The sequence below is a fragment of the Oceaniglobus ichthyenteri genome, from assembly GCF_003057885.1.
GTDB lineage: Bacteria > Pseudomonadota > Alphaproteobacteria > Rhodobacterales > Rhodobacteraceae > Oceaniglobus > Oceaniglobus ichthyenteri.
This window is the reverse complement of sequence record NZ_QAGK01000002.1, coordinates 144,785-169,641: the sequence shown is the minus strand read 5'-3', so window position 1 is coordinate 169,641 and position 24,857 is coordinate 144,785. Positions and strand designations below refer to the sequence as shown.

At 59.5% G+C, this 24,857-nt stretch carries 28 protein-coding genes; 20 read left to right on the top strand and 8 right to left on the bottom strand.

Annotated features, from left to right (window positions below):
• Positions 1 to 51 precede the first annotated feature (51 nt).
• The 3 genes from C8265_RS03855 (at position 52) to C8265_RS03845 (ending at position 2,995) form a co-directional block, all read left to right on the top strand.
• Positions 52 to 801 (top strand): sulfite exporter TauE/SafE family protein, encoded by a 750-nt coding sequence (locus tag C8265_RS03855; protein ID WP_108482667.1) that lies wholly within the window; start codon positions 52 to 54, stop codon positions 799 to 801.
• An 84-nt stretch (positions 802 to 885) separates the two neighbouring features.
• Positions 886 to 2,250, top strand: a complete 1,365-nt coding sequence (locus C8265_RS03850; RefSeq protein ID WP_108482969.1) for a formimidoylglutamate deiminase — start codon at positions 886 to 888, stop codon at positions 2,248 to 2,250.
• A 94-nt stretch (positions 2,251 to 2,344) separates the two neighbouring features.
• Entirely contained in the window at positions 2,345 to 2,995 is a 651-nt protein-coding gene (locus C8265_RS03845) for a DUF3047 domain-containing protein (RefSeq protein WP_240610968.1), read from the top strand.
• On the opposite strand, the gene C8265_RS03840 is transcribed toward C8265_RS03845, so the two are convergent.
• Complete coding sequence (locus tag C8265_RS03840; RefSeq protein ID WP_240610967.1) at positions 2,992 to 3,570, bottom strand: hypothetical protein; 579 nt, start codon at positions 3,568 to 3,570, stop codon at positions 2,992 to 2,994. The genes C8265_RS03845 and C8265_RS03840 overlap by 4 nt on opposite strands.
• Positions 3,571 to 3,944: 374 nt before the next feature.
• Between C8265_RS03840 and C8265_RS03835 the strand changes: the two genes are divergently transcribed.
• The 3 genes from C8265_RS03835 to C8265_RS03825 all read left to right on the top strand — a co-directional run bounded on the left by C8265_RS03835 (position 3,945) and on the right by C8265_RS03825 (position 5,613).
• Positions 3,945 to 4,397 (top strand): L,D-transpeptidase, encoded by a 453-nt coding sequence (locus C8265_RS03835; RefSeq protein ID WP_240610966.1) that lies wholly within the window; start codon positions 3,945 to 3,947, stop codon positions 4,395 to 4,397.
• A 111-nt stretch (positions 4,398 to 4,508) separates the two neighbouring features.
• Positions 4,509 to 4,904 (top strand): c-type cytochrome, encoded by a 396-nt coding sequence (locus C8265_RS03830; protein ID WP_108482665.1) that lies wholly within the window; start codon positions 4,509 to 4,511, stop codon positions 4,902 to 4,904.
• A gap of 106 nt (positions 4,905 to 5,010) precedes the next feature.
• A complete protein-coding gene (locus tag C8265_RS03825) occupies positions 5,011 to 5,613 on the top strand; it encodes a class I SAM-dependent methyltransferase (RefSeq protein WP_108482664.1) in 603 nt (200 codons plus the stop codon).
• Between the two features lie 15 nt (positions 5,614 to 5,628).
• Here C8265_RS03825 and parE read toward each other — a convergent pair whose 3' ends face one another.
• Positions 5,629 to 7,587 carry a DNA topoisomerase IV subunit B gene (parE, locus tag C8265_RS03820; RefSeq protein ID WP_108482663.1) on the bottom strand — a complete coding sequence of 653 codons (1,959 nt, stop codon included), beginning with the start codon at positions 7,585 to 7,587 and terminating at the stop codon, positions 5,629 to 5,631.
• 211 nt (positions 7,588 to 7,798) lie between these two features.
• Between parE and C8265_RS19420 the strand changes: the two genes are divergently transcribed.
• From C8265_RS19420 to C8265_RS03810, 4 genes are all read left to right on the top strand, one after another.
• The gene (locus C8265_RS19420; RefSeq protein WP_164512261.1) at positions 7,799 to 7,960 is read left to right on the top strand and encodes a hypothetical protein; all 162 of its coding nucleotides are present in this window, start codon (positions 7,799 to 7,801) and stop codon (positions 7,958 to 7,960) included.
• Positions 7,961 to 8,021: 61 nt separating this feature from the next.
• Positions 8,022 to 8,159 (top strand): hypothetical protein, encoded by a 138-nt coding sequence (locus tag C8265_RS19415; RefSeq protein ID WP_164512260.1) that lies wholly within the window; start codon positions 8,022 to 8,024, stop codon positions 8,157 to 8,159.
• 68 nt (positions 8,160 to 8,227) lie between these two features.
• A complete protein-coding gene (locus C8265_RS03815) occupies positions 8,228 to 8,872 on the top strand; it encodes a DUF1007 family protein (protein WP_108482662.1) in 645 nt (214 codons plus the stop codon).
• Between the two features lie 49 nt (positions 8,873 to 8,921).
• Positions 8,922 to 10,268, top strand: a complete 1,347-nt coding sequence (locus C8265_RS03810) for an MATE family efflux transporter (RefSeq protein ID WP_108482966.1) — start codon at positions 8,922 to 8,924, stop codon at positions 10,266 to 10,268.
• A 32-nt stretch (positions 10,269 to 10,300) separates the two neighbouring features.
• Here the strand turns inward: C8265_RS03810 and metG are convergent, their stop codons facing one another.
• The 3 genes from metG to C8265_RS03795 form a co-directional block, all read right to left on the bottom strand.
• Positions 10,301 to 12,031 carry a methionine--tRNA ligase gene (metG, locus tag C8265_RS03805; RefSeq protein ID WP_108482661.1) on the bottom strand — a complete coding sequence of 577 codons (1,731 nt, stop codon included), beginning with the start codon at positions 12,029 to 12,031 and terminating at the stop codon, positions 10,301 to 10,303.
• 54 nt (positions 12,032 to 12,085) lie between these two features.
• The gene (locus C8265_RS03800; RefSeq protein ID WP_108482660.1) at positions 12,086 to 13,303 is read right to left on the bottom strand and encodes an MFS transporter; all 1,218 of its coding nucleotides are present in this window, start codon (positions 13,301 to 13,303) and stop codon (positions 12,086 to 12,088) included.
• 78 nt (positions 13,304 to 13,381) lie between these two features.
• Positions 13,382 to 15,457: a DEAD/DEAH box helicase gene (locus C8265_RS03795; protein ID WP_108482659.1), complete on the bottom strand. Its 2,076-nt coding sequence runs from the start codon at positions 15,455 to 15,457 to the stop codon at positions 13,382 to 13,384.
• Positions 15,458 to 15,594: 137 nt separating this feature from the next.
• Here C8265_RS03795 and C8265_RS03790 point away from each other — a divergent pair, with 137 nt between their 5' ends.
• The 6 genes from C8265_RS03790 (at position 15,595) to C8265_RS03765 (ending at position 19,922) form a co-directional block, all read left to right on the top strand.
• Complete coding sequence (locus C8265_RS03790; RefSeq protein ID WP_108482658.1) at positions 15,595 to 16,638, top strand: aldo/keto reductase; 1,044 nt, start codon at positions 15,595 to 15,597, stop codon at positions 16,636 to 16,638.
• A gap of 262 nt (positions 16,639 to 16,900) precedes the next feature.
• Positions 16,901 to 17,551, top strand: coding sequence for an SGNH/GDSL hydrolase family protein (locus C8265_RS03785; protein ID WP_108482657.1), 651 nt, complete (start codon positions 16,901 to 16,903; stop codon positions 17,549 to 17,551).
• Positions 17,548 to 17,886: a hypothetical protein gene (locus C8265_RS03780; protein WP_108482656.1), complete on the top strand. Its 339-nt coding sequence runs from the start codon at positions 17,548 to 17,550 to the stop codon at positions 17,884 to 17,886. The genes C8265_RS03785 and C8265_RS03780 overlap by 4 nt, the downstream gene beginning before the upstream one ends.
• Positions 17,874 to 18,416 (top strand): lipocalin family protein, encoded by a 543-nt coding sequence (locus C8265_RS03775; protein WP_108482655.1) that lies wholly within the window; start codon positions 17,874 to 17,876, stop codon positions 18,414 to 18,416. The genes C8265_RS03780 and C8265_RS03775 overlap by 13 nt, the downstream gene beginning before the upstream one ends.
• On the top strand, positions 18,413 to 18,874 hold the full coding sequence (locus C8265_RS03770) for a thioesterase family protein (protein ID WP_338065765.1): 462 nt from the start codon (positions 18,413 to 18,415) through the stop codon (positions 18,872 to 18,874). Before C8265_RS03775 ends, C8265_RS03770 begins: the two co-directional genes overlap by 4 nt.
• Positions 18,875 to 19,019: 145 nt before the next feature.
• A complete protein-coding gene (locus C8265_RS03765) occupies positions 19,020 to 19,922 on the top strand; it encodes a DMT family transporter (protein WP_108482654.1) in 903 nt (300 codons plus the stop codon).
• Here the strand turns inward: C8265_RS03765 and C8265_RS03760 are convergent.
• Entirely contained in the window at positions 19,917 to 20,603 is a 687-nt protein-coding gene (locus C8265_RS03760; RefSeq protein WP_108482653.1) for an NUDIX hydrolase, read from the bottom strand. The genes C8265_RS03765 and C8265_RS03760 overlap by 6 nt on opposite strands.
• A 25-nt stretch (positions 20,604 to 20,628) precedes the next feature.
• Positions 20,629 to 21,033, bottom strand: coding sequence for a DUF983 domain-containing protein (locus tag C8265_RS03755; RefSeq protein WP_108482964.1), 405 nt, complete (start codon positions 21,031 to 21,033; stop codon positions 20,629 to 20,631).
• A gap of 197 nt (positions 21,034 to 21,230) precedes the next feature.
• On the opposite strand from C8265_RS03755, the gene C8265_RS03750 reads away from it, so the two are divergent.
• The 4 genes from C8265_RS03750 (at position 21,231) to C8265_RS03735 (ending at position 23,390) form a co-directional block, all read left to right on the top strand.
• Positions 21,231 to 21,905 carry an EF-hand domain-containing protein gene (locus C8265_RS03750; RefSeq protein ID WP_108482652.1) on the top strand — a complete coding sequence of 225 codons (675 nt, stop codon included), beginning with the start codon at positions 21,231 to 21,233 and terminating at the stop codon, positions 21,903 to 21,905.
• 74 nt (positions 21,906 to 21,979) lie between these two features.
• Positions 21,980 to 22,564 carry an RNA polymerase sigma factor gene (locus tag C8265_RS03745; RefSeq protein WP_108482651.1) on the top strand — a complete coding sequence of 195 codons (585 nt, stop codon included), beginning with the start codon at positions 21,980 to 21,982 and terminating at the stop codon, positions 22,562 to 22,564.
• The gene (locus C8265_RS03740) at positions 22,557 to 22,910 is read left to right on the top strand and encodes a hypothetical protein (RefSeq protein WP_108482650.1); all 354 of its coding nucleotides are present in this window, start codon (positions 22,557 to 22,559) and stop codon (positions 22,908 to 22,910) included. Before C8265_RS03745 ends, C8265_RS03740 begins: the two co-directional genes overlap by 8 nt.
• A 3-nt stretch (positions 22,911 to 22,913) precedes the next feature.
• Complete coding sequence (locus C8265_RS03735) at positions 22,914 to 23,390, top strand: periplasmic heavy metal sensor (protein WP_108482649.1); 477 nt, start codon at positions 22,914 to 22,916, stop codon at positions 23,388 to 23,390.
• Here the strand turns inward: C8265_RS03735 and C8265_RS03730 are convergent.
• On the bottom strand, positions 23,330 to 24,772 hold the full coding sequence (locus C8265_RS03730; protein ID WP_108482648.1) for a diguanylate cyclase: 1,443 nt from the start codon (positions 24,770 to 24,772) through the stop codon (positions 23,330 to 23,332). The two genes, C8265_RS03735 and C8265_RS03730, sit on opposite strands and share 61 nt — an antisense overlap.
• Between the last annotated feature and the right edge of the window lie 85 nt (positions 24,773 to 24,857).

The following is a 24,857-nucleotide window of genomic DNA, read 5'->3' as shown; positions in this document are numbered from 1 at the left end:
CGACAGGATAGATGCCAATACCCTGACCTGAGAAACCGTTAGGATCAGGATATGATTGAACTGCTCATCCTATGTCTGGCAAGCTTTGGTGCCGGGGCGCTGAATGCGGTTGCCGGTGGCGGAACGTTTTTAACATTTCCCGCACTCGTCTGGACCGGGATTCCAACGGTTTCGGCAAATGCGACGGCCACATTGGTTGTCTTGCCCGGCTACATCGCAAGTGCGTGGGCATTTCGCCATAATATTCGCCAACAAGGCAGCTTGGCCCTGCGGTCTGTGATCATAATTTCGGTATTTGCCGGATTATTGGGGGCATTATTGCTGATCCAGACATCAGATCAGGCATTTTCCGGCATTGTGCCCTGGCTGTTGCTGATTTCAACCGTTCTGTTTGCCATTGGCCCGGCATTCACGCGATATTTGTCGCGGCGCGGTGTGGCACCGGCAGGGCCGATCATTTCGGCGGTGGCGCTTATTTGTGTGTCGATCTACGGCGGATATTTCAACGGCGGCTTGGGAATCATCCTTTTGGCGACGTTTGGATTGTTGGGTTTTACCGATCTGCACGCGATGAATGGGTTGAAAAACGTGCTGTCTGCCATCCTCTCGCTTACATCGGCGATTGCATTCATCCTGGCCGGGCTGATCGTCTGGAAGGTGGCGATCCCGATGGCATTGGCCGCCACGGCGGGGGGATATTTCGGCGCCTACACCAGTCGCCGGATCAAAAACACCAACATCCTGCGCTGGTTTGTGGTGTTCGTCGGTGCGGTGATGACGGTGTTGTTCTTTGCCGGATGATTGGATTTTGCGTTTCATGATCTGGCAAGATCTGATCGCGCAATCATATCATGGCCGCAATACCGATCATCAGATGGGGGCATGATGAACACAATCTGGGCACGTCACGCACTGCTGCCACAGGGATGGGCGCGCGACGTATCGGTGCAAATCGGCAAAGACGGGCGGATCGCCGCGGTCAGGGCAGGTGTGGCGCAGGTTGGCCTGGGATATGGTATTTTGTTGCCCGCGCCGGTGAATGTGCATTCTCACGGGTTTCAACGGGCCATGGCCGGATTGACCGAGGGGCGCGGCTCCAACCCCGGCGACAGTTTTTGGACATGGCGGCAGTTGATGTTTCGGTTTCTCGATCATCTGACCCCCGAACACATCGAAACAATCACGGCCTTGGCGCAGATGGAAATGTTGGAATCCGGCTATGCCGCGTCTGCCGAATTTCATTATCTGCACCACCAACCGGGCGGTATTCCCTATGACAATATCGCTGAAACCTCGGACCGGATTGCCGCCGCGGCCGATCAAACCGGCATCGGGCTCTGTTTGTTGCCGGTGCATTATCAATTTGGCGGGTGCGACGGGCGCGGCCTTGGCGCGGGGCAAATCCGTTTTGGCAACGATTTCGAAAGGTTTCAGGTATTACATGACGCGGCGGCCAAGGCGCTGCGCCATTTGCCGCCTGATACAAATCTGGGGGTGGCGCCCCATTCCTTGCGCGCGGTCGGGGCGGGTGATCTGGCGGGGTATGGCGATTTGTTTCCGGATGGCCCGATTCACATGCATCTGGCCGAACAGATCGCCGAGGTGGACGAGGTGCGCCATCATCGGGGCGCACGCCCGGTTGAATGGGCGCTGGCAAACATGGGGCTGGATGCGCGGTGGTGTCTCATCCATTGCACGCAGATGATGCCGTCGGAAACCGTGGCGCTTGCCCGCTCGGGCGCGAATGCCGGATTGTGCCCGATCACCGAAAGCAATCTGGGCGACGGGATTTTTGACGGCGTGCGCTGGATGCAACAGGGCGGCAGAATCGCCATTGGATCAGACAGCAACATTCGCATTTCGCTGAGCGAGGAATTGCGCACGCTGGAATATTCCCAACGCTTGCGCGATCATAGCCGCGCGGCTTTGGCCACCGGGCATCACAGCACCGGTCGGCGGTTGTTCGATGCGGTGCTTGGCGGCGGGGCATTGGCCACAGGCCGCGATACAGGGGCGATCAGAACCGGCGTTTGGGCCGATCTGCTGTGCCTTGACGATGGGGCGTTGCCTTTGGTGGGGCGCACGGGGGATGTCCTGCTCGACAGTTGGATTTTCGCGGGCGACGATGGTTTGATCAGCGATGTCTGGTCGGCCGGGCGGCATATGGTGCAAAACGGGTGTCATATTCACCGCACCGCAATTATGCACGCGTATCGGCGCACGTTGCTTGACCTGCAAGCCACCATTTAACCCCAAAAGATGACCGTGAGGTTAACGGTAAAGTGACTGGCCCTTTGCCGCAATCGCGCAATGTTAGGGGAAACAGGCGTGAAAGGAACAAGTGATGGTTTTCCGACTTAGCATGACAGCGGTCCTTGTGGCTGGATGTCTGGCCGGGGCGGCCCACGGCGGACAACTTGCCTTTTCCGGCTGGACCGAGCAGAAATTCAGCCTGTTTTCCAAGGTCAACTTCCGTCAGGCGGGCAATACATTGGCGTTCCGGTCCGATGATGCCGCCTCGTTGATCTGGCAACGGGTGCCGCAGGCCGATTGGAGCACACAAAGCGCCGCGTGGAGATGGGATGTAACAGCATCGGTGCCGCCCACGGATCTGACGCGCAAGGGTGGCGATGATCGCAACGCATCGATGTATTTCGTGTTTCTGCCCCGGGATGTGACCGAGGCCAACGCCGGATCGGGGAATATTCGCAAACTATTGGCCAATCCTGATGCCCGCGTTCTGATGTTTGTCTGGGGCGGTGCCCACACGCGGGGGCAAATCCTGGCCTCGCCCTATTTGGGGGCGCGCGGCAAAACCGTGATTTTGCGCGGGGCTGGCACCGGATCGTTCAATGAAAACGTGGACTTGGCCCGCGATTTTTCCCGCGCCTTTGGCGGTGCGCCGGGTGCCTTGGTCGGTGTCGCCGTGTCGGCCGACAGCGATGATACCAACACACAATCGGCCGGGCAGATCAGCGGCCTCACCCTGCGCTAGGCACAGATGCCGTGGGTTTGTGCCCCGTCCCAGCGCAACGATACAGCGTTTGGCGGGGTTTCGCCCCTGCGCGCCAGATCGGGAAAATGGGGGCGCAACAGATCAAATAACCGCTGCGTCCGCCCGCCATCGGGGTCAAGCGCACGGCAACACACGAACTCTTCGACGATGCCGCCCTGCTGCTCATACTCAAAACTTAGAAAATCGCGGGTTTCGCCCAGATCAAAAAGATACGGATCGCCGCCGGGGCGATGCTCGGCCGCCGCTTTCAGGGGGTGGTATCCGGTGATTTCGCGGTTTTGCCATTGCCACACATGGGTCATTTCATGGGCCAGAAACATCGCATAACTCAACGGCAAGGTATCGGGGTAGTTCGGCAGATAATCATCGCGATATACCTTTTGCGCGGTAAACATACGGTTGAACAGAACAAAGGCGGCGGTCGAAATGCGCACCGGCCCGGTTTCAGGGCGGCGGATTTTTTCGCGACAGGTCAGCGCCGGACGGGGTGGCCGTGTGCGGGTGAAATTGCCGATCAGGGCGCCGTTTGCGATGCGAATTGGCGTGGTATCCAAGGTGCTGCCATGGATCGTGGCGGTAAACGCGCGCTCGGTCTCGGTCAGGGGGCGGGAGCAAGCCGCCAAAAGGATGAAGGCAGCGAAAATGCACAGCGTAAATCGAGGCGGTAAGAAACCCATGGCATCCTGCCCGATCAAAACCCAAGAATAACATCATATTCAGATGTCGCGCCAAGATATACAACACAGTTGGCACAAAAACAGGCAAATCCGGACCGGGACCGCCAGATCGTTAAAAAAACTGCACACAAAAACCATTCTGAACCGGGTTTCGAGATGAATTGTTAACTGTTTTGCACCATCCTGAAACCCCAAGGGGCAAGTTGGAAAATTGGACTGGACCGGTTGAAATGTTGCGGTAAGGTTCTGTGATGAAAGAGATACTGTATGGGCATATGAGCCGCATCGTCGCCATCGCTTTAATCAGCTTTGGTATTTTATTCACGCCGATCGCAGTGGTTGCGCAAACAATCAAGGTGACTGTTGATCTGTCCGAGCAACGCATGGTCGTGCAACGCCTTGGTGTGGTGGTCGGGGATTGGCCGGTTTCCACCGCGCGCGCCGGTAAAGTGACACCGGTGGGTAGTTTCCAGCCGCAGTTCATGAAGCGGGAACACTATTCATCCCTGTATAACAACGCGCCGATGCCGTATTCCATTTTCTTCAAAGGGAATTATGCAATTCATGGCACCACCCAGATCAAAAGTTTGGGGCGCCCGGCCAGCGCGGGGTGTGTGCGTTTGCATCCCGATCACGCGGCACAATTGTTTGCCATGGTGCGGGATGCCGGAATGGGTGACACAATGATCCGGATTCAGCGATAGAATGGCGTTGTCTCCGCCCAATATTTTGCAGCTTTCGGAATGGCTGATTTGTATCAAGGCGCGCAGTGGTGCAGAGTGCGCGCACAAGAAACCCAAACCGGAGCAGCCCCGATGACCCGTCTTTTCGCCATCCTTCCCCTGATCGCGCTTACCGCCTGCGTCGAGCCACCCGCCGAAGTCGGGCGCGCCCTTTACACCGATGCATGCGCCAGTTGTCATGGCGTGGATGGGCGCGGGGTGGGCGATGCGCCCCTAACCTTGGGCAAACCTGTTCCCGATCTGACCACCCTGACGACGCGCAATAATGGCGTGTTTCCACAGGTGTATGTCATGGGCGTGATCGATGGGTATTGGCGCAGCGATGACCCCCACAGCGTGATGCCGGAATTCGGGGCCGAATTGCAGGCCGGTGATTTGGTCGGAGTTGATACAGGCGACGGACGTCTGACACCCACACCAGTGCGATTGGTGGCTTTGGCTGCCTATCTTGAGGGGCTGCAGAACTGAATGATCGGGCCACGCTTGGCCGGTTCCTGTCGCGCGTTTTAATTTGGGCGGTATCCCGCCTGTGTTTGCGCGCAACGGTTCTTCTGGAATTTGCGATGGATCAGAGATGACGGAAAAGACCAAGGAATTGCGCGTTGATTTCGTTGGCGGTGCTGTTGGGCACCGCCTTCGCTTTGGTGGTGGGCGCGGACAGGCATTGGCCAAGGCGATGGGCCTGCGGGCGGGAAAAACCCCAATGATCGTTGATGCAACGGCGGGTTTGGGGCGCGATTCGTTTCTGTTGGCGTCGCTGGGGGCGCAGGTTGTAATGATTGAACGCTCGCAAAAGATGCACGCCTTATTGGTGCAAGGGATGGAACGCGCCTTTGATGAAGGCGGTGAAGTGCGGGAAATTATCGCCCGCATGACCCTGTTGAACGGTGACGCAAAAGAGATGTTGCCAGAGTTGTCTGCCGAAGCGGTTTTGATTGATCCCATGCATCCACCAAGTAAGAAATCGGCATTGGTAAAACGCGAACTGCGCCAAGTGCGTGAGATCGTCGGCGCCGATGACGATGCTGCCGATTTGATGCGGATTGCGCTGCAACATGCGCGCAACCGGGTCGTTTTGAAATGGCCCGCCAAGGCCGAGCCGATGCAGGGCGTCCGCGCATGCTCTCATCAAATACTTGGAAAAACAACGCGTTACGATGTCTTTATGGTGGGCTGAAGCGGGTCAGCCGTTTTACACATCCAACTCTTCGACAAACTGCGCATTTTCACTGATGTACTGAAACCGCAGTTCCGGTTTCTTGCCCATCAACCGTTCCACCAGATCGCCGGTTTCGCCCGGTTCATCCTCGTCAATCGTGACCTGGATCAGCTTGCGTGTCTCGGGATTCATGGTTGTGTCTTTCAAATCCTTGGCATCCATCTCGCCCAGACCCTTGAACCGCGATACGTCAATTTTTCCCTTCCCGCCCAAACCCTTGGCCATCCATGCCTCGCGCTCGGCCTCGTCGATGCAATACACCCGCTTTGCCCCTTGGGTGAGGCGGTACAGCGGTGGGCAGGCCAGATAAAGATGGCCCGCGTCAATCATCGGCCGCATCTGGGTAAAGAAAAACGTCATCAACAACGACGCGATATGCGCCCCGTCAACATCGGCGTCGGTCATGATGATAACCTTGTCATAGCGCAGATCATCAAGGTTGAATTTGCTGCCCATGCCAACACCAAGTGCCTGACACAGATCGGAAATTTCAATATTGCTGCCCAATTTGGACGAGGCCGCCCCCAGCACGTTGAGGATTTTACCACGCAGCGGCAAAAGCGCCTGGGTTTTGCGTTCGCGTGCCATTTTGGCCGAACCGCCCGCCGAATCGCCCTCGACGATGAACAATTCCGTATTGTCGCGATTGGTGGCCGAACAATCGACCAGTTTGCCCGGCAGGCGCAGTTTTTTCGTGGCGGTTTTGCGCGCGGTTTCTTTTTCCTGGCGGCGGCGCAGGCGTTCTTCCGCGCGCAATACCAGAAAATCAAGGATCGCGCCGGCTGATTTGGTATCGGCGGCCAACCAGTTATCGAAATGGTCGCGCACCGCGTTTTCGACCATGCGCTGTGCGTCGGTGGTGGCCAATCTGTCTTTGGTCTGACCAACAAATTCCGGATCGCGGATAAAGCAAGACACCAAGGCGCCCGCACCGGTGATCAAATCCTCGCGGGTGATTTGCCCGGCTTTTTTATTGCTGACCAGCTCACCATAGGCTTTGATGCCCTTCAGGATCGCGGCCCAAAACCCCGCCTCGTGGGTGCCGCCTTCGGGGGTGGGTACGGTGTTGCAATAGGATTGCATGAAACCGTCGCGCGATGGTGTCCAGTTGATCGCCCATTCCACCTTGCCCGGTGCGTTGAATTTTTCAAACGATACCGACCCGGCAAACGGGGCGTTGGCATAGGTTGTGGCCTTGCCCATGACTTCGGACAGATAGTCAGACAATCCGCCGGGAAAGTGGAATTTCGCCTCAACCGGCGTTTCGCCATCGTTGATTTCGGTTTTCCAACGGATCTCAACGCCGGAAAACAGATATGCCTTGGATCGGGCCATTTTGAACAGCCGCGCAGGTTTCAGGGTGAGCGCGCCGAAAATATCGGGATCGGGGTGAAATGTAACCGACGTGCCACGCCGGTTGGGGGCGGCGCCGACCTTGGCCAATTTGCCCTGGGGCACGCCGCGCGAAAATTCCATCGCGAACAATTCGCGATTGCGCGCCACTTCGACGCGCAGATGATCGGACAGGGCATTCACCACCGATGAGCCGACACCGTGCAGGCCGCCCGAGGTTTGATAGCTGTCGCCAGAGAATTTGCCGCCCGCGTTCAGGGTGCAGAAAATGATTTCAAGCGCGGATTTATCCGGATTTTTCGGGTGCGGATCGGTCGGAATACCGCGCCCGTTGTCGCGCACCGACACATGGCCGTTGGCGTGCAGTTCAACTTCGATCCAGGTGGCGTGGCCTGCCACCGCTTCGTCCATCGAGTTGTCGATGATTTCGGCCACCATATGATGCAGCGCGCGATCATCCTTGCCACCGATATACATGCCAGGGCGCAGGCGCACATGCTCCATATCCTCCAACACCTCGATCGACGAGGCATCATAGGTCGAAGGTGTCGGCATGCCGGACAAAAGATCGTTGGACATTGGGCTGCTCATAATTTTTTTGCTGTTCCCCTTTCATACACGGCGCGCGGGGCCGACGAAAGGGGAGTGATCGGATTGTGGCGCGTGCCGGGATTGCGCCGGATGCGGGCCTTGTTCTTTTCCTTGAAACGATCTGTTATTGCCCAGATCCTGCCCCGATTTAACGTCACGTTAACTATATCGTGATACGGGATTAATTAGGAATAAACCGATGAAAACGGGCACATTTTACGAACTGGCACGGGCGCGACGCGCGATTGCCTTGGAAACCCTCGCAATGCGTGCGAACGAAATGGGAATGAACCAAGGGCGCAATCGAACCCGGCGTCTGACCAAGGCCGATGCACATCGGTTGATGCTGCGCGCCAGTTAGGCGCGCACGATGCGCCATGAGGCCCGCAAGAGGCATCATGGTTCGGTTACAAGGGTGCAGAATGCAGATTTCATTTTCCTGCGGTACAGCGGCAGTCAGGGTGGTGATGCAACTGGGGGCGGTTCTGCGCCCATCGGCCCCGGATTCCACCGCTGCCGACTGGATTTCGGCACAATTGTTCGGGGTCAGCGCGCGATGACGATGCACCCTTCGTGACACCGTTTCGGCCCTTGCGCGGTTTAAACCGTGCGTGCATGACTGTGCCGTATGAAAACCTTTGGTCTGGCCTCTTTCATATCGGTTGTGCTGGCGTTTCCTGCGCTGGCCCATCCGCATCTGTTTTTGGATACAGGTCTTAATCCGGTCTTTAACGCCGATGGCCAACTGGCTGGTGTGCGGGTGATTTGGGTCTATGATGAATTCTATTCCCTTGTTCTGGTTGAGGAAAACGGTTTCGATCAAGATGGCGACATGCGCCTGACCGAACAGGAGGGTGCCGCGCTGGCCGGATTTGACCAGCGCCCCGAAGAAGGGTTCACCGGCACCACTACCCTGTATCTGGGTGATCGGTTGCTGGATCTGTCCGAGCCGTTTCAACCCCGGGTCACAATGGAGGCGGGGCGGATCATTTCCACCCATCTGCGTTTGTTGGAAACGCCACTGGATATCGGTGAGGTGCCGGTATTCCTGCGCACCTTTGACCCGACCTATTACGCCGCCTTCGATCTGAGCCTGAAACCCCGAATCGAAGGTGGCGCCGCGTGCACCGTCGCCGTTGTGCCACCCGATACCGACGCAGCCCAAAACACGGTCGAATCGCTGATGGCAAAGCCCGATGCCGGATATGACGAAGATAACTATCCCGAAGTTGGTGAAATTTTCGCCACGACGTTGCGCCTGACCTGTCCTTAGCGGGCTGAAATGGCTTGCCCGGTTGCGCGCGCTCGGATACCGCTTGGTGATGTCTGAAACGCTTTCACATGGCGCCCATGCGCGGCGCATTCTTACGCTTGGCTTGCCCCTTGTGGCCAGCCATGTGGCGCAGTTTGCCATATCGGTGACCGATGCAATCATGCTGGGTTGGTATGATGTGACCGCGCTTGCCGCACAGGTTCTGGCCGGATCGATGTGGTTCGTGTTGTTTCTGTTTGGGTCGGGCTTTGCCTTTGCGGTCATGCCCATGGTCGCCCAGGCCGAGGCCGAAGGCCACAGCGCCCAGGTGCGCCGGGTCACCCGCATGGGAATTTGGGTGTCGTTGATATTTGCCGCCGTGGCGGTGCCGATCCTTTTGGTTTCGGAATGGTGGCTGGCTGCCATGGGGCAGGATGCCAAAGTCGTGGTTTTGGCGGCGCAATACCTTTTGATCGCCGCGTGGGGGCTTATCCCGGCGCTTGGGGTGATGGTGCTGAAAAGTTACCTGTCCGCGCTGGAGCGCACGCGGGTTGTCATGTGGGTGACCCTTGCCGCGGTTGGTGCGAACATATTGGTGAATTACGCCCTGATCTTTGGCAATTGGGGCGCGCCCGAATTGGGAATCCGGGGGGCGGCCATTGCATCGCTTGTGGTGCATGTGGTGTCGTTGGTGGGGCTGATCGGCTATGCCATCTGGGCCACCCCGGAACACACGCTGTTTCAACGGTTCTGGCGTCCCGATTGGGAGGCGATGGGCCAGGTGTTTCGCCTTGGCTGGCCAATCGGGCTGACCAATCTGGCCGAGGTTGCATTGTTTGCCGCGTCGTCGGTGATGATGGGGTGGTTGGGGGCGATTCCACTGGCCGCACACGGGATCGCGCTGCAGATCACGGCGGTGATGTTCATGGTGCATGTGGGCCTGTCAAACGCCGCGACCGTGCGGGCCGGTCAGGCCATCGGGCGCGGTGATGGACCCGGTTTGCGCCGGGGGGCCTGGGTGGCGATGGGCCTGTCGATGATTGTGGTTCTGATCAGCGTCGGATTGTTTTTGGGGGTTCCCGAACTGTTGATCGGCGCGTTTCTTGACCCGTCCGATCCGGCACGGGGCGAAGTTCTGGTGATTGGCGCTGTGTTTCTGGCGGCTGCGGCGGTGTTCCAATTGGGCGACGCGGCACAGGTGATGGCGCTGGGTCTGTTGCGCGGCATGTCCGACACCAAAGGCCCGATGGTCATTGCCATGGTAAGTTATTGGATCATCGGCGCGCCGATGTCGTATGTTTTCGGCTTTGTTCTGGGCTGGGGTGGCGTTGGTATCTGGCTGGGTCTGGCGTCTGGTCTGGTCTTTGCCGGATTGCTGTTGATCATCCGGTTTGCGCGACGGTCCCGCGCGGTGTAACCCCCGCCCGACGTAACGGGCGGGGGCACGGATCAGTTTCGTATTCCGGCGAACCGGGTTTGCCATTCAACGCGCTGTTCATCGGTGATTTTCGCAAATGTCACCTCGGGCACGGTAAAGCCGTGGCCGACGGGCAAATGTTGCAACGCGGCGGTCACATCATCGGGCCATGTGTCGTCATCGCTGTGCATCGCCGACAGTAATTCCGCACTGGCATCGGGGATGAACGGGCGCGACAGGATCGCATAGATCCGGATCAGATTCAGCGACAGGCGGATGATACAAGCCGCGCGATCTGGGTCGGTTTTGAACACGGTCCAGGGCGCGGTCGACTGCAGATATTCGTTGCCCAGTGTCCAGATGATGCGCAATTCGGCGGCGGCCTTGCGCACCTCGATTGCCTCCATGAACCCTTCATAGGCGCGAATGCGGGTGGTCAGATCGGCAATCAGTTGATGTTCAACCTCGGTATATGTCCCACCCGCCGGCACCGCCTCCGAGAATTTCGAGCGGCAGAATTTGGTCACGCGCGAGACGAAATTGCCCAGAACATCGGCCAGATCCTTGTTGATGCTGGCCTGAAAATTCTCCCAGGTGAATTCGGTATCTGATGTTTCCGGCGCATGGGACAAAAGCCACCAGCGCCAGTAATCGGCGGGCAGGATCGACAGCGCCTGATCCATGAAAATCCCGCGCCCCTGGCTGGTGGAAAATTGCCCGCCCTCATAGTTCAGGTAATTGAATGCCTTGATATAATCGACCAGTTTCCAATCCTGACCGTCGATGGAATTGGCCCCCATGATCGTGGTCGGGAATGACAGGGTGTGAAAAGGCACGTTGTCCTTGCCCATGAATTGCACATAGCGCACATCATCGGCGCCCCGGTCCGTGCGCCACCACCGCTCCCAGGCGGCATCGTCCAGTGCATGTTCTTCGGCCCATTCGGCCGCGCAGGCGATATATTCGATGGGCGCATCAAACCAGACGTAAAACACCTTGCCTTCCATGCCGGGCCAGGGGGCATCGCCCCTTTGCACCGGCACACCCCAATCCAGATCGCGGGTGATGCCCCGGTCTTGCAAGCCCTCGCCATCGTTTAACCATTTCTTAGCGATGGATGTGGTCAAAATGGGCCAATCGGTTTTGCTGTCGATCCATTCTGTCAGACGGGGGCGCATTTGGCTTTGGCGCAGATACAGATGTTTGGTTTCGCGCACTTCCAGATCGGTGCTGCCGGAAATCGCGCTGCGCGGCTCGATCAAATCGGTCGGGTCCAACTGTTTGGTACAGTTTTCACATTGATCGCCGCGCGCCTTGTCATAGCCGCAATTGGGGCATGTGCCCTCAATATAACGGTCGGGCAGAAACCGGCCATCGGTGTTGGAATACACCTGTTTCTCGCTGACTTCCTCAATCAACCCGGCCTTATCCAACATTGCCGCAAAATGTTGGGTCAAACGGTGGTTTTGCGGGCTAGAGGACCGCCCGAATTTATCAAACGACAGGCGGAAACCGGCGGCGATTTCCGCCTGAACCGCATGCATTTCGGCGCAAAATTCATCCACCGGTTTGCCCGCCTTGGCGGCGGCCAGTTCGGCGGGCGTGCCGTGTTCATCGGTGGCGCATAAGAACATCACCTCGTGGCCGCGCTGGCGCATATAACGGGCGTATAAATCAGCGGGCAGTTGGCTGCCCACCAGGTTGCCCAAATGCTTGATCCCGTTGATATAGGGGATCGCCGAAGTGATGAGAATACGTGCCATTGCGCTGCCTTTTGCTGATCTTGCCTCGCGTTTAGCGCAGGCAGCGCGCGGTTGCTAGCGGTCTCGCATACCACGCATCAGGCGGCCGATTGTAAATGTGCTGCGGGGTGCGTCGATAAACGGTGTGCGGATCTGTGTTTTGCGCTGAAACATGCGGGCCAAACCGAAGAGAATCAGAAATACATAGGAAAAGCTGACAAAGGCAAACATTGCCGGGGGGCCATACCTTTCGATCAGTTCTGAAACGACAACAGGTGATGCAATCGCGCCAACCGCATATAAGAACATCAACGCCGCCGACAATTCGACACGTTCATCATTGGCCGCAAAATCATGGGCATGGGCCGCGGATATGGCATAGATCGGAAAGACGGCCATGCCAAACAACACAGCCCCCAACATCACTGCGCCGGTGCCATGGGTGGACAGCACGACAGTGGCACCACAAGCGGCAATTCCGGCAGCCGAAAATCCGATCAACACCCAGCGCCGATCAAATTTATCGGCCACCCAACCGGCAGGAAATTGCGACAGCGCGCCGCCCGCAACAAACGCCGCCATGAACAGCGCGATCTGATCGGTGTTCAACCCGACCTCAACGCCATAAACCGGCCCAACCATGCGAAACGCCGCCGTGCCAAGTCCGGCAACCACCACCCCAGCCGCCGCCAGCGGTGAGCGCGCCCAGGCCAACATGGGCCGCAGGCGTGGCGCTGTGGTTATCTTGGGTTGTTGCGTTTTGGTCAGGGTCAAAGGCAGCAGTGCCGCACAACACAGCAGCGCCAAGAGGTTGTAACTGACGTAACTGGCAGGCTCCAACACGCCGATGAATAGTTGTGCCACCAAAGACGCGCCCATATCGACGGTGCGATAGGTGCCGATGGTACGGCCCCGGGTTTCGTTGGTCACATCCGCCTGAAGCCAGCTTTCGACAACCGTGTAACATCCGGCAATGCACAACCCCGACATCACCCGCATCCCGGCCCAGGCCCAGGGATCAATCACCAGCATATGTGCCATGATTCCGATGGTGCCCATGGCGGTGAACGCGGCAAAGGCCCGCGAATGCCCCACATTGCCCATCAGGCGCGGCGCCCACCAACAGCCCACAAAAAAGCCAAAGAAATGCGCCGACCCCAACAGCCCGACCTGCGCCCGGGTAAACCCAAGCTCAAGTCCGGAAATCGCATCCAGGGGAACAGTGCCGCCCGCACCCAGTTGCAACAGGATGATCGACAGAAAAAGGGCGGCAAAGGATATCAGAAGGCGCATGGGACACTCTTGTTATCCCACAGCCTTAGGCGTCGTCGCGCGCCCGGTCTATAGTGATTGCGCCGGGTCGCGTCGGTTTCAGGGTTTGCGTCGCGGTGCCGCGTTGGGGCCACGGGCGACCGGTTTGCCCTTTGGCCCGCGCGGTTTGAATGGCTTGCCGCCGGGTTTGCCACCCGGCGGGGTGAACCGTTTTGATGGATCGCTGGCATCGCTTTTCGCCGCAGGGCCATCGGCGCGCGGTTTGCCCTTGAACGGCGGTTTTCCCTTGGCCGGTGCGCCGTCGCGTTTGGGCTTTTCCCAAGGGCGGGCGGCTTTGCCCGGCTCATCGCTGCGCTTTGCCTTTTCCCATGGCCGCGCGGCTTTGGCAGCCGGTTTCGGCTTTGGTGTGGCGGCGGGCGCTTCGGGCGCGCGATACTTTTCTTTCGGGCGCGGCGCGGGGGCGTCGGGCGTATCAGGTTGCCAGCCGGATTTCGGCGGGCGCGGGGCGGTATCGCGCTGTGGTTTGTCGTGGCGCGCCGGGCGGGGTACGTCGCTGCGCGGGAGGCGGGGCGCATCATCGCGGGGCGGGCGCGGCCCACGGGCAAGATCGGGCGCTGTGGCCAGCCGTTTGACGGCAGTGCCGCCTTCCAACATCATGTTCGGGCCGATGTTTTTCAAAAATCCCGCCTCGGAACTGGCCAGCATTTCGACAAAGGTTTCATTGGGTTGAATACGGATCGCACCAATATCATCGCGCGAGATGCCGCCGGATTTGCACAGCATCGGCAACAACCACCGTGGCTCGGCGTTTTGTGTCCGGCCCACCGAAAGCGAAAACCAAACCGACGGGCCAAACGGCGCGCGCGGTGGCGGCGGGGTGCCGGGATCAGACAAATCCTCGGGGGCCGACGCCCGGGCGGCAAACAGGCGCAAATAGGCGGCGGCGATTTTTTCAGGCGCGTGCATGTCCAGCAGGCGGGCGGCAAAGGCGGCCTCATCCTCGGTCACGTCTTCATCCCACAACGGATCGTCAAGCAGCCGCGCCTCATCGCGTTCGCGCACCTCATCGGCAGTGGGCGGCGAGGCCCAGGTGGGCCGTACTTTGGCGCCTTGCAACAAACGCTCGGCCTTTTTGCGCAGTTTGGTCGGCACGATCAGCGCGCTGACACCTTTGCGCCCGGCGCGCCCGGTGCGGCCCGAGCGGTGCAGCAACGTTTCCGAGTTCGAGGGCAAATCGGCGTGAATCACCAGTTCGAGATTGGGCAAATCAATGCCCCGCGCCGCCACATCGGTGGCCACACAGACCCGCGCGCGGCCATCGCGCATGGCCTGCAATGCGTGGGTGCGTTCGTTTTGCGACAGCTCGCCCGACAGCGCGACAACCGAAAATCCGCGGTTGGAAAACCGGGTGGTCAGCCGGGCAACCATGGCGCGGGTGTTGCAAAATACCAAGGCATTGGGTGCCTCGTAATAGCGCAACACGTTGATGATCGCATTTTCGGCATCCTGCTGTGCGACGTTCAGCGCGCGATACTCAATGTCGGAATGTTGCTGTTTTTCGGCGGTTGTGGTGACACGAACGGCGTCTTTTTGATAGTTTTGTGCAAGTTGCGCGATGGCGCGCGGCACTGTCGCACTGAACATCAGGGTGCGGCGTTCGGCGGGCGCTTCGCCCAGGATATATTCCAGATCTTCGCGAAATCCCAGATCCAGCATTTCATCGGCTTCGTCCAACACAACCGCGCGGATGGTATCCATTTTTAGCGAATTGCGCATGATATGATCGCGCAAGCGCCCGGGCGTGGCCACAACGATATGCGCGCCGCGATCCAGTGCGCGGCGTTCATCGCGCATGTCCATACCGCCCACACAGGACGCAACAACCGCGCCGGTATTGCCATAAAGCCACTGCAATTCGCGTTTCACCTGCAACGCCAATTCGCGTGTTGGCGCAATGCACAGGGCCAAAGGCGTGCCCGCAGGGCCAAAGCGGCCCGACTCATCCAGCAGCGTTGGCGCGATGGCCAGGCCGAACCCCACGGTTTTGCCGGAACCGGTCTGTGCCGATACCAACAGATCGGCGGCGTCCAACGCGGGGTCGGTGACGGCCTGTTGCACCTGGGTCAGGGTGTCATAGCCACGCTGGGCAAGGGCATCGGCAAGGGTCTGGATCACGGAAACGTCTCGTTTTTATTGGGATAAGCAGGCGGCATACGCGCTTCGCGCACCCTTGTATAGCCGGAAAGGGCACAGGTGGCATTGCCAATCGCACGCGGGCCGCTATCCCTCTGACGCATAAAAGGAGAATCGCGATGCAGAAACTGAAGTTGGGCGCCACCGATATTGCGGTGTCAGAGTTTTGTCTGGGCTCGATGACCTGGGGGTCGCAAAATTCCGAACCCGAAGGCCACGCCCAGATCGACCGCGCCCTGGACCGGGGAATCGATTTTATCGATACCGCCGAATTGTACCCGGTGAACCCGATTAAAAAGGAAACCATCGGCGTGACCGAAACGATCCTGGGCAATTGGTTCGCGAAAACCGGCCGTCGCAAGGATGTGGTGCTGGCCACCAAATGCGCGGGTATAAACGCGAATTTCGTGCGCGAGGATATCCCGGTCAGCGGCGCAACCCTGCGCCAGGCCTTGGAAGGATCGCTGAAACGTTTGCAGACAGAGTACATTGATCTGTACCAATTGCACGGCCCCAACCGTGGATCATACCATTTTCGCAAGATTTGGGAGTATGATCCGTCGACCCAGAGCACCCAGAAAGAGCTGGATCATTTCGCCGACGTCATGGAAACCCTTGCGGCGCTGAAGAAGGAAGGCAAAATTCGCGCCTTCGGTCTGTCAAATGAAACCGCTTGGGGGACGATGCAATGGAACGCTGCCGCCGCTGCCACGGGTGGGCCGCGCATCACCACAATGCAGAACGAATATTCCCTGCTTTGCCGTCTTTACGATGGTGATATGGCCGAGATGAGCGTGCATGAAAATATCACTTTACTTGCATATTCGCCGCTTGCCGTTGGATTATTGACCGGAAAATATCAAAATAACAATATTCCCGCCGGATCGCGCCTGGATGTAACGCCCGGCTTGGGCGGGCGGGTCACCGACCGGGTATTCCCGGCCGTCGCGGCCTATCTGGCGATTGCACAAAAACACGGGCTGCATCCGGTCCATCTCGCCCTGGCTTGGACACGTTCGCGTCCGGTAACAACAATTCCGATTTTTGGTGCCACTTCGATTGAACAACTTGATACGGCGCTTGATGGCGTTGGGCTAAGTTTGGGCCAAGATGTGCTTGATGATATTGCCGCAGCGCATAAAGCGCACCCGATGCCCTATTAAGTTTTGCCTCCGGCGGGGATATTTTCAGCAAGAAAAAACTTAGAGCGACTTGCCTTTTTCTTGCTGAAAATATCCCCGCCGGAGGCATTGAAATCTTCTTAGCCTTGCACGGCTGGTTTAAATCGCATTTCCTAGGATAAAAGCGCACGAGGGGGACAGCGATGCCGATTAAAGCCAACCGAACGGTGTTTGCAGCCTTTGGTCTTTCCGGGGCGGTTCGCTCGCAAAAGCAGTTTTATGACTCTGCGCTGGCGGGCGCCTGATGCCTTCACTTTTGGTTTATGGTGACAGCAACAGCTATGGAACACCGCCGATGGCCGAACGGGGGCTTGCGGCGCGCCTGCCCAAAGAGCAACGCTGGCCCAATGTGATGGCGGCCGCACTTGGGGCGCAGTGGGAGGTGATTGTCGAGGGCCTGCCGGGGCGCACAACGGTGCATGATGACCCGGTCGAGGGCGCGTATCGCAACGGGATGACGGTGTTGCCCGCCGTGCTTCACAGTCACGGGCCGTTGGATATGGTGATCATTTTTCTGGGAACCAACGATTTGAAGATGCGGTTCAATGTGCCCGCGATCGACATTGCCCTGTCGGTGGGGCGATTGGCAGAAACCGTGCGTGCCAGCGGCGTGGCGCGGGATGTGATCATGGTCTGCCCGCCAGTGGTGCGTGAATTGGGCTGCTTGGCCGGCGTTTTCGAAGGGGCCGAGGCGCGCGGCGCGGGAATGTTTGTGGATATGATGCAAGAGGCGGCGCGCCTTGGATTTGGGTTTGTGGATGCGGGGGCGCATATTGCGGTTGATCCTCTGGATGGCGTACATTTCAACGTTGAGGCCCACGCCAGGCTGGGCGCGGAAATGGCCGATGCGGTGCGCGAACGGGTTCGCCGGCAAGGTGGCAAGGGGGCGGTATGATACGATTGGCCATGATCGCCCTGTTGGGCCTGACGGCCTGCCAGCCTGAGCCGGAAACGTCAGATACGGGATTTGCCGGGTACAACCCCAATCTGATGGCTCAGGAGCAGGCAGCCTGCACCGCGCGCGGCGGGCGCTGGGGCACCGGCGGATTGGGCGGGCGGTTTGTCTGTTACACCGACACGCCCGATGGCGGCAAATCCTGCCAGGCCAAAAGCGATTGCGCGGGCCTGTGTCTGGCGCGCTCGCAATCCTGTGCGCCGGTCACGCCCTTGTTTGGGTGCAACAATATCTTAACCAATTCAGGACAGGCGGCCACCATATGCGTGGATTGATCCTGGCGCTTTTTCTGATCGGATGCAGCACCAAGGCACCGCCGCCCGGCGCGCTGTTTTCCGGCTATCGGGACACGTCTGTGCAAATGTCGTCAAACGCGCTGTTTGACCCGGCGCGTTATGCCGGTACATGGTACGAGGTGGCGCGATACCCGGTGCCGTTTCAGCGTGGCTGTGTCGGCACCACGGCGCAGTATGATTTGCGCGCCGATGGAACACTTTCGGTCGTGAATACCTGCCGGGAAGGCACATTGGATGGCCCGATCAAACGGATCGAAGGCGCGGCCAGGCTGGTTGGGCCGGGGCGGCTTGAAGTGAAATTTGACAGCGTGCCGTTTCTATCTTCGCCCTACTGGGTGTTGTGGGTCGATGAAGGGTATCGCACGGCGGTTGTGGGCGTGCCATCGGGGCGGGCGGGTTGGATTTTGAACCGTGATCCGGTGATCCCGCCCGACAGGTTGGCCGCCGCCCGTGAAATTCTCGATTTCAACGGCTATGATCTGGCGCACCTGAGGATGGTGCCCCATTGACCGGGCCGATCAAAACCCTGGCGCAGGATGTGCCGCCAGAGTGGCTTGATCAGAACGGCCACATGAACGAGGCGCGATATCTGCAAGCGTTTGGTGCGGCAACCGACCGGTTTTTGGAAATTATCGGTTGCGATGGCGATTATATCGCCCAAGGCCACAGTTATTTCACCGCCGAAACCCATATTCGCCACCTGGATGAGGCCAAGGCAGGTGACCATATTCGCGTTGAAACCCTGTGCTTGCGAGGGGAAGGCGCGAAATTGCATTTGTTTCACCAAATGTGGATCGGCACGCGATTGATCGCCACGGGCGAACATTTTCTCTTGCACGTCTCGCTTGCCACCCGGCGCACCACTGCGCCCTCAGACACGGTTGCCGCCGCGCTGTCGCGGATTGCGGCGGCCCATGCGGGCTTGAAACGCCCGGGCGGAATTGGCCGGGCAATTGGGGAGGCCTGAACGGCCCCGTTTGGTGATGGGCCGGGCAACTCACCGGATGCAATCGCCCTGAGCGAAATAACCAAAACGCCGGGGGCGAATTTTCTGTGTCGATTCATCTGCTTTACGTCTGGCGCTGTTGACAGGCGGCGTGGCAGAAGGGGGCATGGAACCTTGGATGCTGATCACACTGGGCGCCGCCTTTGCCCAGACATTGCGATTTATGGCGCAAAAACAGTTAAAGACCGTGGGCTTGTCCACGGGCGGCGCAACCTTTGCGCGGTTCGTGTATTCCGCGCCTTTGGTTGCGGCCCTGATCCTGAGCTATAGCGCAGTCAGCGGCCAGGCGTTGCCGGGTACAAACGGGCGGTTCTGGGCCTTTGCCATGGTGGGGGGCGGGGCGCAGATTCTGGCCACCATGTGCGTCGTGGCAATATTTTCGCACCGCAATTTTGCGGTCGGTATTACGTTCAAGAAAACCGAGGTCGTGCAGACCGCCATCGTTTCGGCGGTGGTTCTGGGGGAACGGGTGTCGGCCATTGGCGCGATTGCCATCGGCATCGGGTTTTGCGGTGTCTTGCTGTTGTCTGACCCACCCGGAGGCCACGGCGCGTGGCGCAAGCGGGTGTTCAACCGGGCGGCGGGGCTGGGCCTGTTGTCAGGCGTGTTTTTCGCGTTTTCGGCAGTGGGGTATCGCGGCGCGTCTTTGGCGCTGGACAGCGGCGATGTGATTTTGCGGGCGGGATATACCCTGGCGATTGTCACAGCGGTGCAAACGGCGGTGATGACGGCCTGGTTGGGTGCGCGCGAACCGGGCCAGATTGGCGCGGTTTTTGGTGCGTGGCGCATTGCCGGTCTGGTCGGGCTGACATCAATGATCGGATCGTTCTGCTGGTTCACTGCCTTCACGCTGCAAAACGCGGCCTACGTCAACGCGCTGGGCCAGGTCGAGCTGTTGTTCTCGGTCGCCGCGTCGGTTCTGGTCTTTCGTGAAAAGGTATCGCTGCGCGAGGCGGGGGGCATGGCCCTGTTGACCTGTTCGATTCTGGTGCTGATTTTGGCGCTATAGGGCCGAACCGCCCAGCCGCAAAAACAGCGATTGTTCATCATCGTTCTGAAAGAACGGCACAGTGGGCGGCGCCGAAAGATCGGGAAGACGGGCCGCAACTTCGGCCAGAACAACCTCGGTTATAAAGGGCAGATCCAGCGCGCGCGCCTCGGACAGGGGCACCCAGCGCAGATGCGACAGTTCGTCAGATGCGTTCGAGAAATCATCCAGATCTCCGGCCACATGATTGGCATCGGTCAAGAAGAACCGTGCATCAAACCGGCGCGTCGCGCCCGGCGGCGTAATGGCGCGAAACACAAACCGCAGCCCGGCAGGTGCTGGCAGATGGCCGGTGGCGGCAAACCCTTGCCATGTCGGGGGCGGCGTGCCGGGCCAGCGGTGCGGCTGACCCAGAATCAGGCCGGTTTCCTCCCATAATTCGCGAATGGCGGCGGCGACGATCGCGGTCGGGTCGGCGCGCCCGGCGCCTTGGGTCAGGCGGGCGCGGCACAATCCGTTCAGCGGCCGGGCCATCGGGATTTTATGATCCGTGGTGTCCACTGCGCCGCCGGGAAATACAAATTTATTGGGCATGAACGCGGCTTTGGTGCCGCGCTGACCCATCAGGATTTTGGGCATCGCCCCCTGTGCGTCACGCACCAGAATAAGCGTGGCGGCATCGCGGATGGTCGATTTATTCATGTGTTTGCCCGTTCTTACACCGCGCTTAAAACCCGTGCATCCGGCGCGCCCATTGAAACGCCACCAAGGCGCCCTTCAACCTGGGTAATAGATACAGCGACAAAGCGATACACCCTATGGAAAACGAAGTGGCCAGAATCATCGGATCGGGCCGCCAGACCGTAAAGGCAATATGCAGCATGGGCGCCATGATATGGCCAACCACCAGAATCGCCAGATAGGCCGGGCCATCATCGGCGCGGTGATGGTGAAACGGTTCGGAACACACCGGGCAATGATCGCGCATCTTCAGATATCCCTTCAGCATCGGGCCGGCCCCGCATTGCGGGCAGCGGCGCCGCCAGCCGCGCCACAGGGCGGGGCGCAACATCCGTTCGTCTGGGTTTTGCGCATCGGCAAGCGGCGGCGCAGGGGGGGCCTGATCGTACATCACGGTATCTTTCGGTGCATGGCTGGAATTTTGGTTATATAGCCCGGAAAAAGCCGGGCGAAAACGGGCGGATTGTCCTTGCGGCGGGATGTCGCAAAGTTTTTGCATTTTTCGCGACGGAATACCAGACACCGGCCGTTTACTGATCATGAAGCGCAGATAAAGACATCTGCCCTGATCATCTTGAGGATACCAAAATGACCGCCAAGTCGAAATTGACCGCAACAGTTGCCGCTTTGATCCTTGCCACTTCGGTTGTGGCGCCAACTTTGGCCCACGCTCAGGGGCAGGGCGAACGCCCCACGCTGCCAACATTCCAGGAACTTGATGTTGATGGCAACGGTCAGATCAACCGTGCCGACATCACCGCCTACGGCGCTGCGCAATTTGCGGCTGCCGATACCGACGCAAACGGCACCCTGTCCGCAGAAGAATTGCGCGCCCAGGCCATGGCCCGCGCAAGCGAACGTGCCGAACGTGGCGCAACCCGGATGCTGAACCGGCTGGATGCCAACGGCGATGGCGAGTTGAGCCAGGAAGAAATGCAGGCCCGATCCAATGGCCGCCGCGGTGGCGGTGACATGGCCGAACGGATGTTGAACCGGGCCGATACCGATGGCGACGGTGCTGTGTCCGAGGCGGAATACACCGCAGCGATCAGCGCCATGGGCAACCGTGGAAATGGCGGCAAGCACCGGATGCGGGGTGGCAGCCACAAGGGCGGCGAACACCGGATGAACAATGCCTGTGGCAAAGGTGGCCAACACGGCATGGACAACCAGAACCGCAAAGGCGGTCAGCACCGCATGGGCGGCGATTGCGACACCGGCGCACAAAAACGCATGGGTGGCGACACGCGTCGCGGCAACTGATCTGTTGGGCCGGGGCGTCATTCCCCGGCCCATCTGTTGCCCGTCCGATCCGATCAGGATAGCCGTTGCCGACAATGCAAATGCCCCGTGCCCCACTCGATACCTGCCCCGATGCCGCCCTTCTGGTGGCCTATGGGCGTGGCGATACGGAGGCCGCGCGGGTGCTGACGGCGCGTTTGGCCCCCCGGGTTCTGGGGTTTGCCACCCGCATGCTAAAGGGGGACCGCGCCGAAGCCGAGGACGTGACCCAAGAGGCAATGTTGCGGCTGTGGAAAATGGCGCCTTCGTGGGAACAGGGCGCGGCGCGGGTGTCGACATGGCTGTTTCGCGTCACGTCGAACCTGTGTCTGGATCGGTTGCGCAAATCCGGGCGTGCCACGCCGTTGGACGATGCCGACGAGCCCGAAGACGATGCGCCCACGGTCCTGGCCCGTCTTGAAACGGCACAGCGGCATCTGGCGTTGGAAACCGCGCTTGATCAATTGTCTGACCGACAACGACAAGCCGTGATTTTGCGCCACATCGAGGGCATGGCAAACCCCGATATCGCGCAAGTGATGGACATCAGCACCGAGGCGGTTGAAAGTTTGACCGCCCGGGGCAAACGGGCGCTGACGGCCATTCTGGCCCCGCAGCGCGAGGAGCTGGGATATGACTGACCGACCCACCGACCCATTGGAGACCCTGTTTGCCCAAGCGCGACAGGCCCCCCCCGATCTGCCCGATGATCTGTTCGCGCGGATCCTTGCGGATGCTGAAACCGTCGATCAGGCGCGCCACAAAACGGTGGCGAAATCCGGCTGGTGGCGCGAATTGGGCACGATGCTGGGCGGTTGGCCTTCGGTTGCGGGGTTGGCCACGGCGGCGGTGGCCGGTGTCTGGATCGGCGTTGCGCAACCTGTCGGTCTGAATGATTTTACATTGATTGATGACAGTGAAACAGCCACGGAATTTGACCTGGTCGATCTGATGCCCGGTTTCGATATCTTGGCAGCTGAGGGGTAGAGGATGACGAAAAAGATGCGAGTCCTGTTGATTGCCTCACTGGCGCTGAACCTGTTGGTGGCGGGGGTTGTTGTGGGCGGGATGGTGACCCATGGGCGCGATGATACAAAGCGCAGCAGTGATTACCGCGCCCTGCGTGATATCGGCAACGTGCCGTATGTGATGGCGCTGACACCCGAAGACCGTTCGGCCTTGGCCCAGACGCTGAAACCCCGGCAAGAGCGATTGAGCAACAACCGCGAGGCGTTGCGCGCCCGGTTCGAAGCGGCGCTGGAGGTGTTGCGCACCGATCCGTTTGACGCCGATATGTTACGCGGCCTGTTGGCGCAACAGCGCGCGATCCTGTCAGAACGACAGCAGTTGGGCGAAGAGTTATTGATTGCGCGCTTGCAAGAGATGTCGGTGGCCGAGCGGACCAATTATGCCAATCGGCTGGATCGGTCGCTGCGCAGGGGGCCACGCAAACCCGCCCGGGATTGAGGACCGTCAACCGCTGTGGATTGCGCCACAGCGATACAATTGCGCCCCTGATTTTTGGCCTGAAACAACGCCGTATCGGCGCGGCCCAATACATCGTGGGCGGGGCCGCTGCCGGGGCCACCCATGGCCAGTCCGACGCTTATTGTCACGCTCAGCCCTGATCCGTCTGGCAATGTCACCACCATTTCGGCAACCCGTTGGCGCAGCCGTTCGGCGGCCAGACGCGCGGCGGGCAGGGTGGCATCGGGCAGGGCGACGATGAATTCTTCGCCCCCATAGCGCGCGATCAGATCAATGGCGCGCAGATTGTCCTGCAACACCCGCGCCACGGATTTCAGAACCAGATCACCAATCGCATGGCCGTAATTGTCATTGACCGATTTGAACCGGTCAATATCCACCATCAACACGGCATAACTGCGCTGGCGATGGGTGGCGCGGTCGGCCAGGGCCACCAGATGGTGATCGCCATAGCGGCGATTGAACAGCCCGGTCAGCGGGTCAACCGTGGCCATGCGCAACCCCGCATCGACAGAATTGCGTAACAGATCCGTGGCACGTTTGCGCAGGATCTGGCGATCAATGCGCAGGGCCAGTTCCGCCGGATTGAACCCGTCTTCCAACAGCGCGTTCGCCCCGATATCCAGCGCGTTCGCCTGACTTTCATCGGTGTTGGGCGGGTGAATCATGACCGTGGCGGAATGGCGCGTGGCGCTGCGGCTGCGCAGCTCTGACAGAAGGCGCACACCGTCTTCGCGCCCGTTCATGTTGGCGGCAATGACAAACACATCGGGGCAGGGCGCCGCCTTGGTCAATTGCATCGCTTTGCTGCGGCTCATCAATGTGATGGTATGGGGGGTTTTGCCACGCAATGCAGTGCGCCACGCCATCGCCTGTTCCGGCACCGCGCCAATCAGGGCAACGGTGCCCGGACGCATCAATGTCGGCGCAGGTTCGGCAAAGCCCATTTCGCGGGCGGTCGCCTCGCGGCGCTGCAATTCGCGGTCGGTATCATGGGCGCGCATCAGGCTGCGCACCCGCGCCAGCAGGCGAATTTCACTGAACGGAATCGACATCACTTCGTCCGCGCCGGCCGAAAGTGCGGCCATGCGGCGCGCGTCATCATCCCGCTCAAGCAGCATCAACAGCGGCAGCGCGGCAGTCGCCGGATCGGATTTCAGAATCCGGCACAGCGCCGCCCCCTCCATATCGGGCAGGGTGGGGGCCAGAATGATAAGATCGGTTTCATCGGCGCGCGCAATCGCGCGGGCCTCGCGCGCGGTGTCACATTGCGCCACCCGATATTGGGCAGCGGCCAATTTAACCTTCAACACGATGCGGTTGGTAACGACATCGTCAGCGATAAGGATCCTGCCTGCCATGTTTCCCCACGCATTGATCAATTTGTACTGGTCTAGGTAACCATTCACTGAGAATGATTAACAAACCCTTTCCAAGATATGAGGA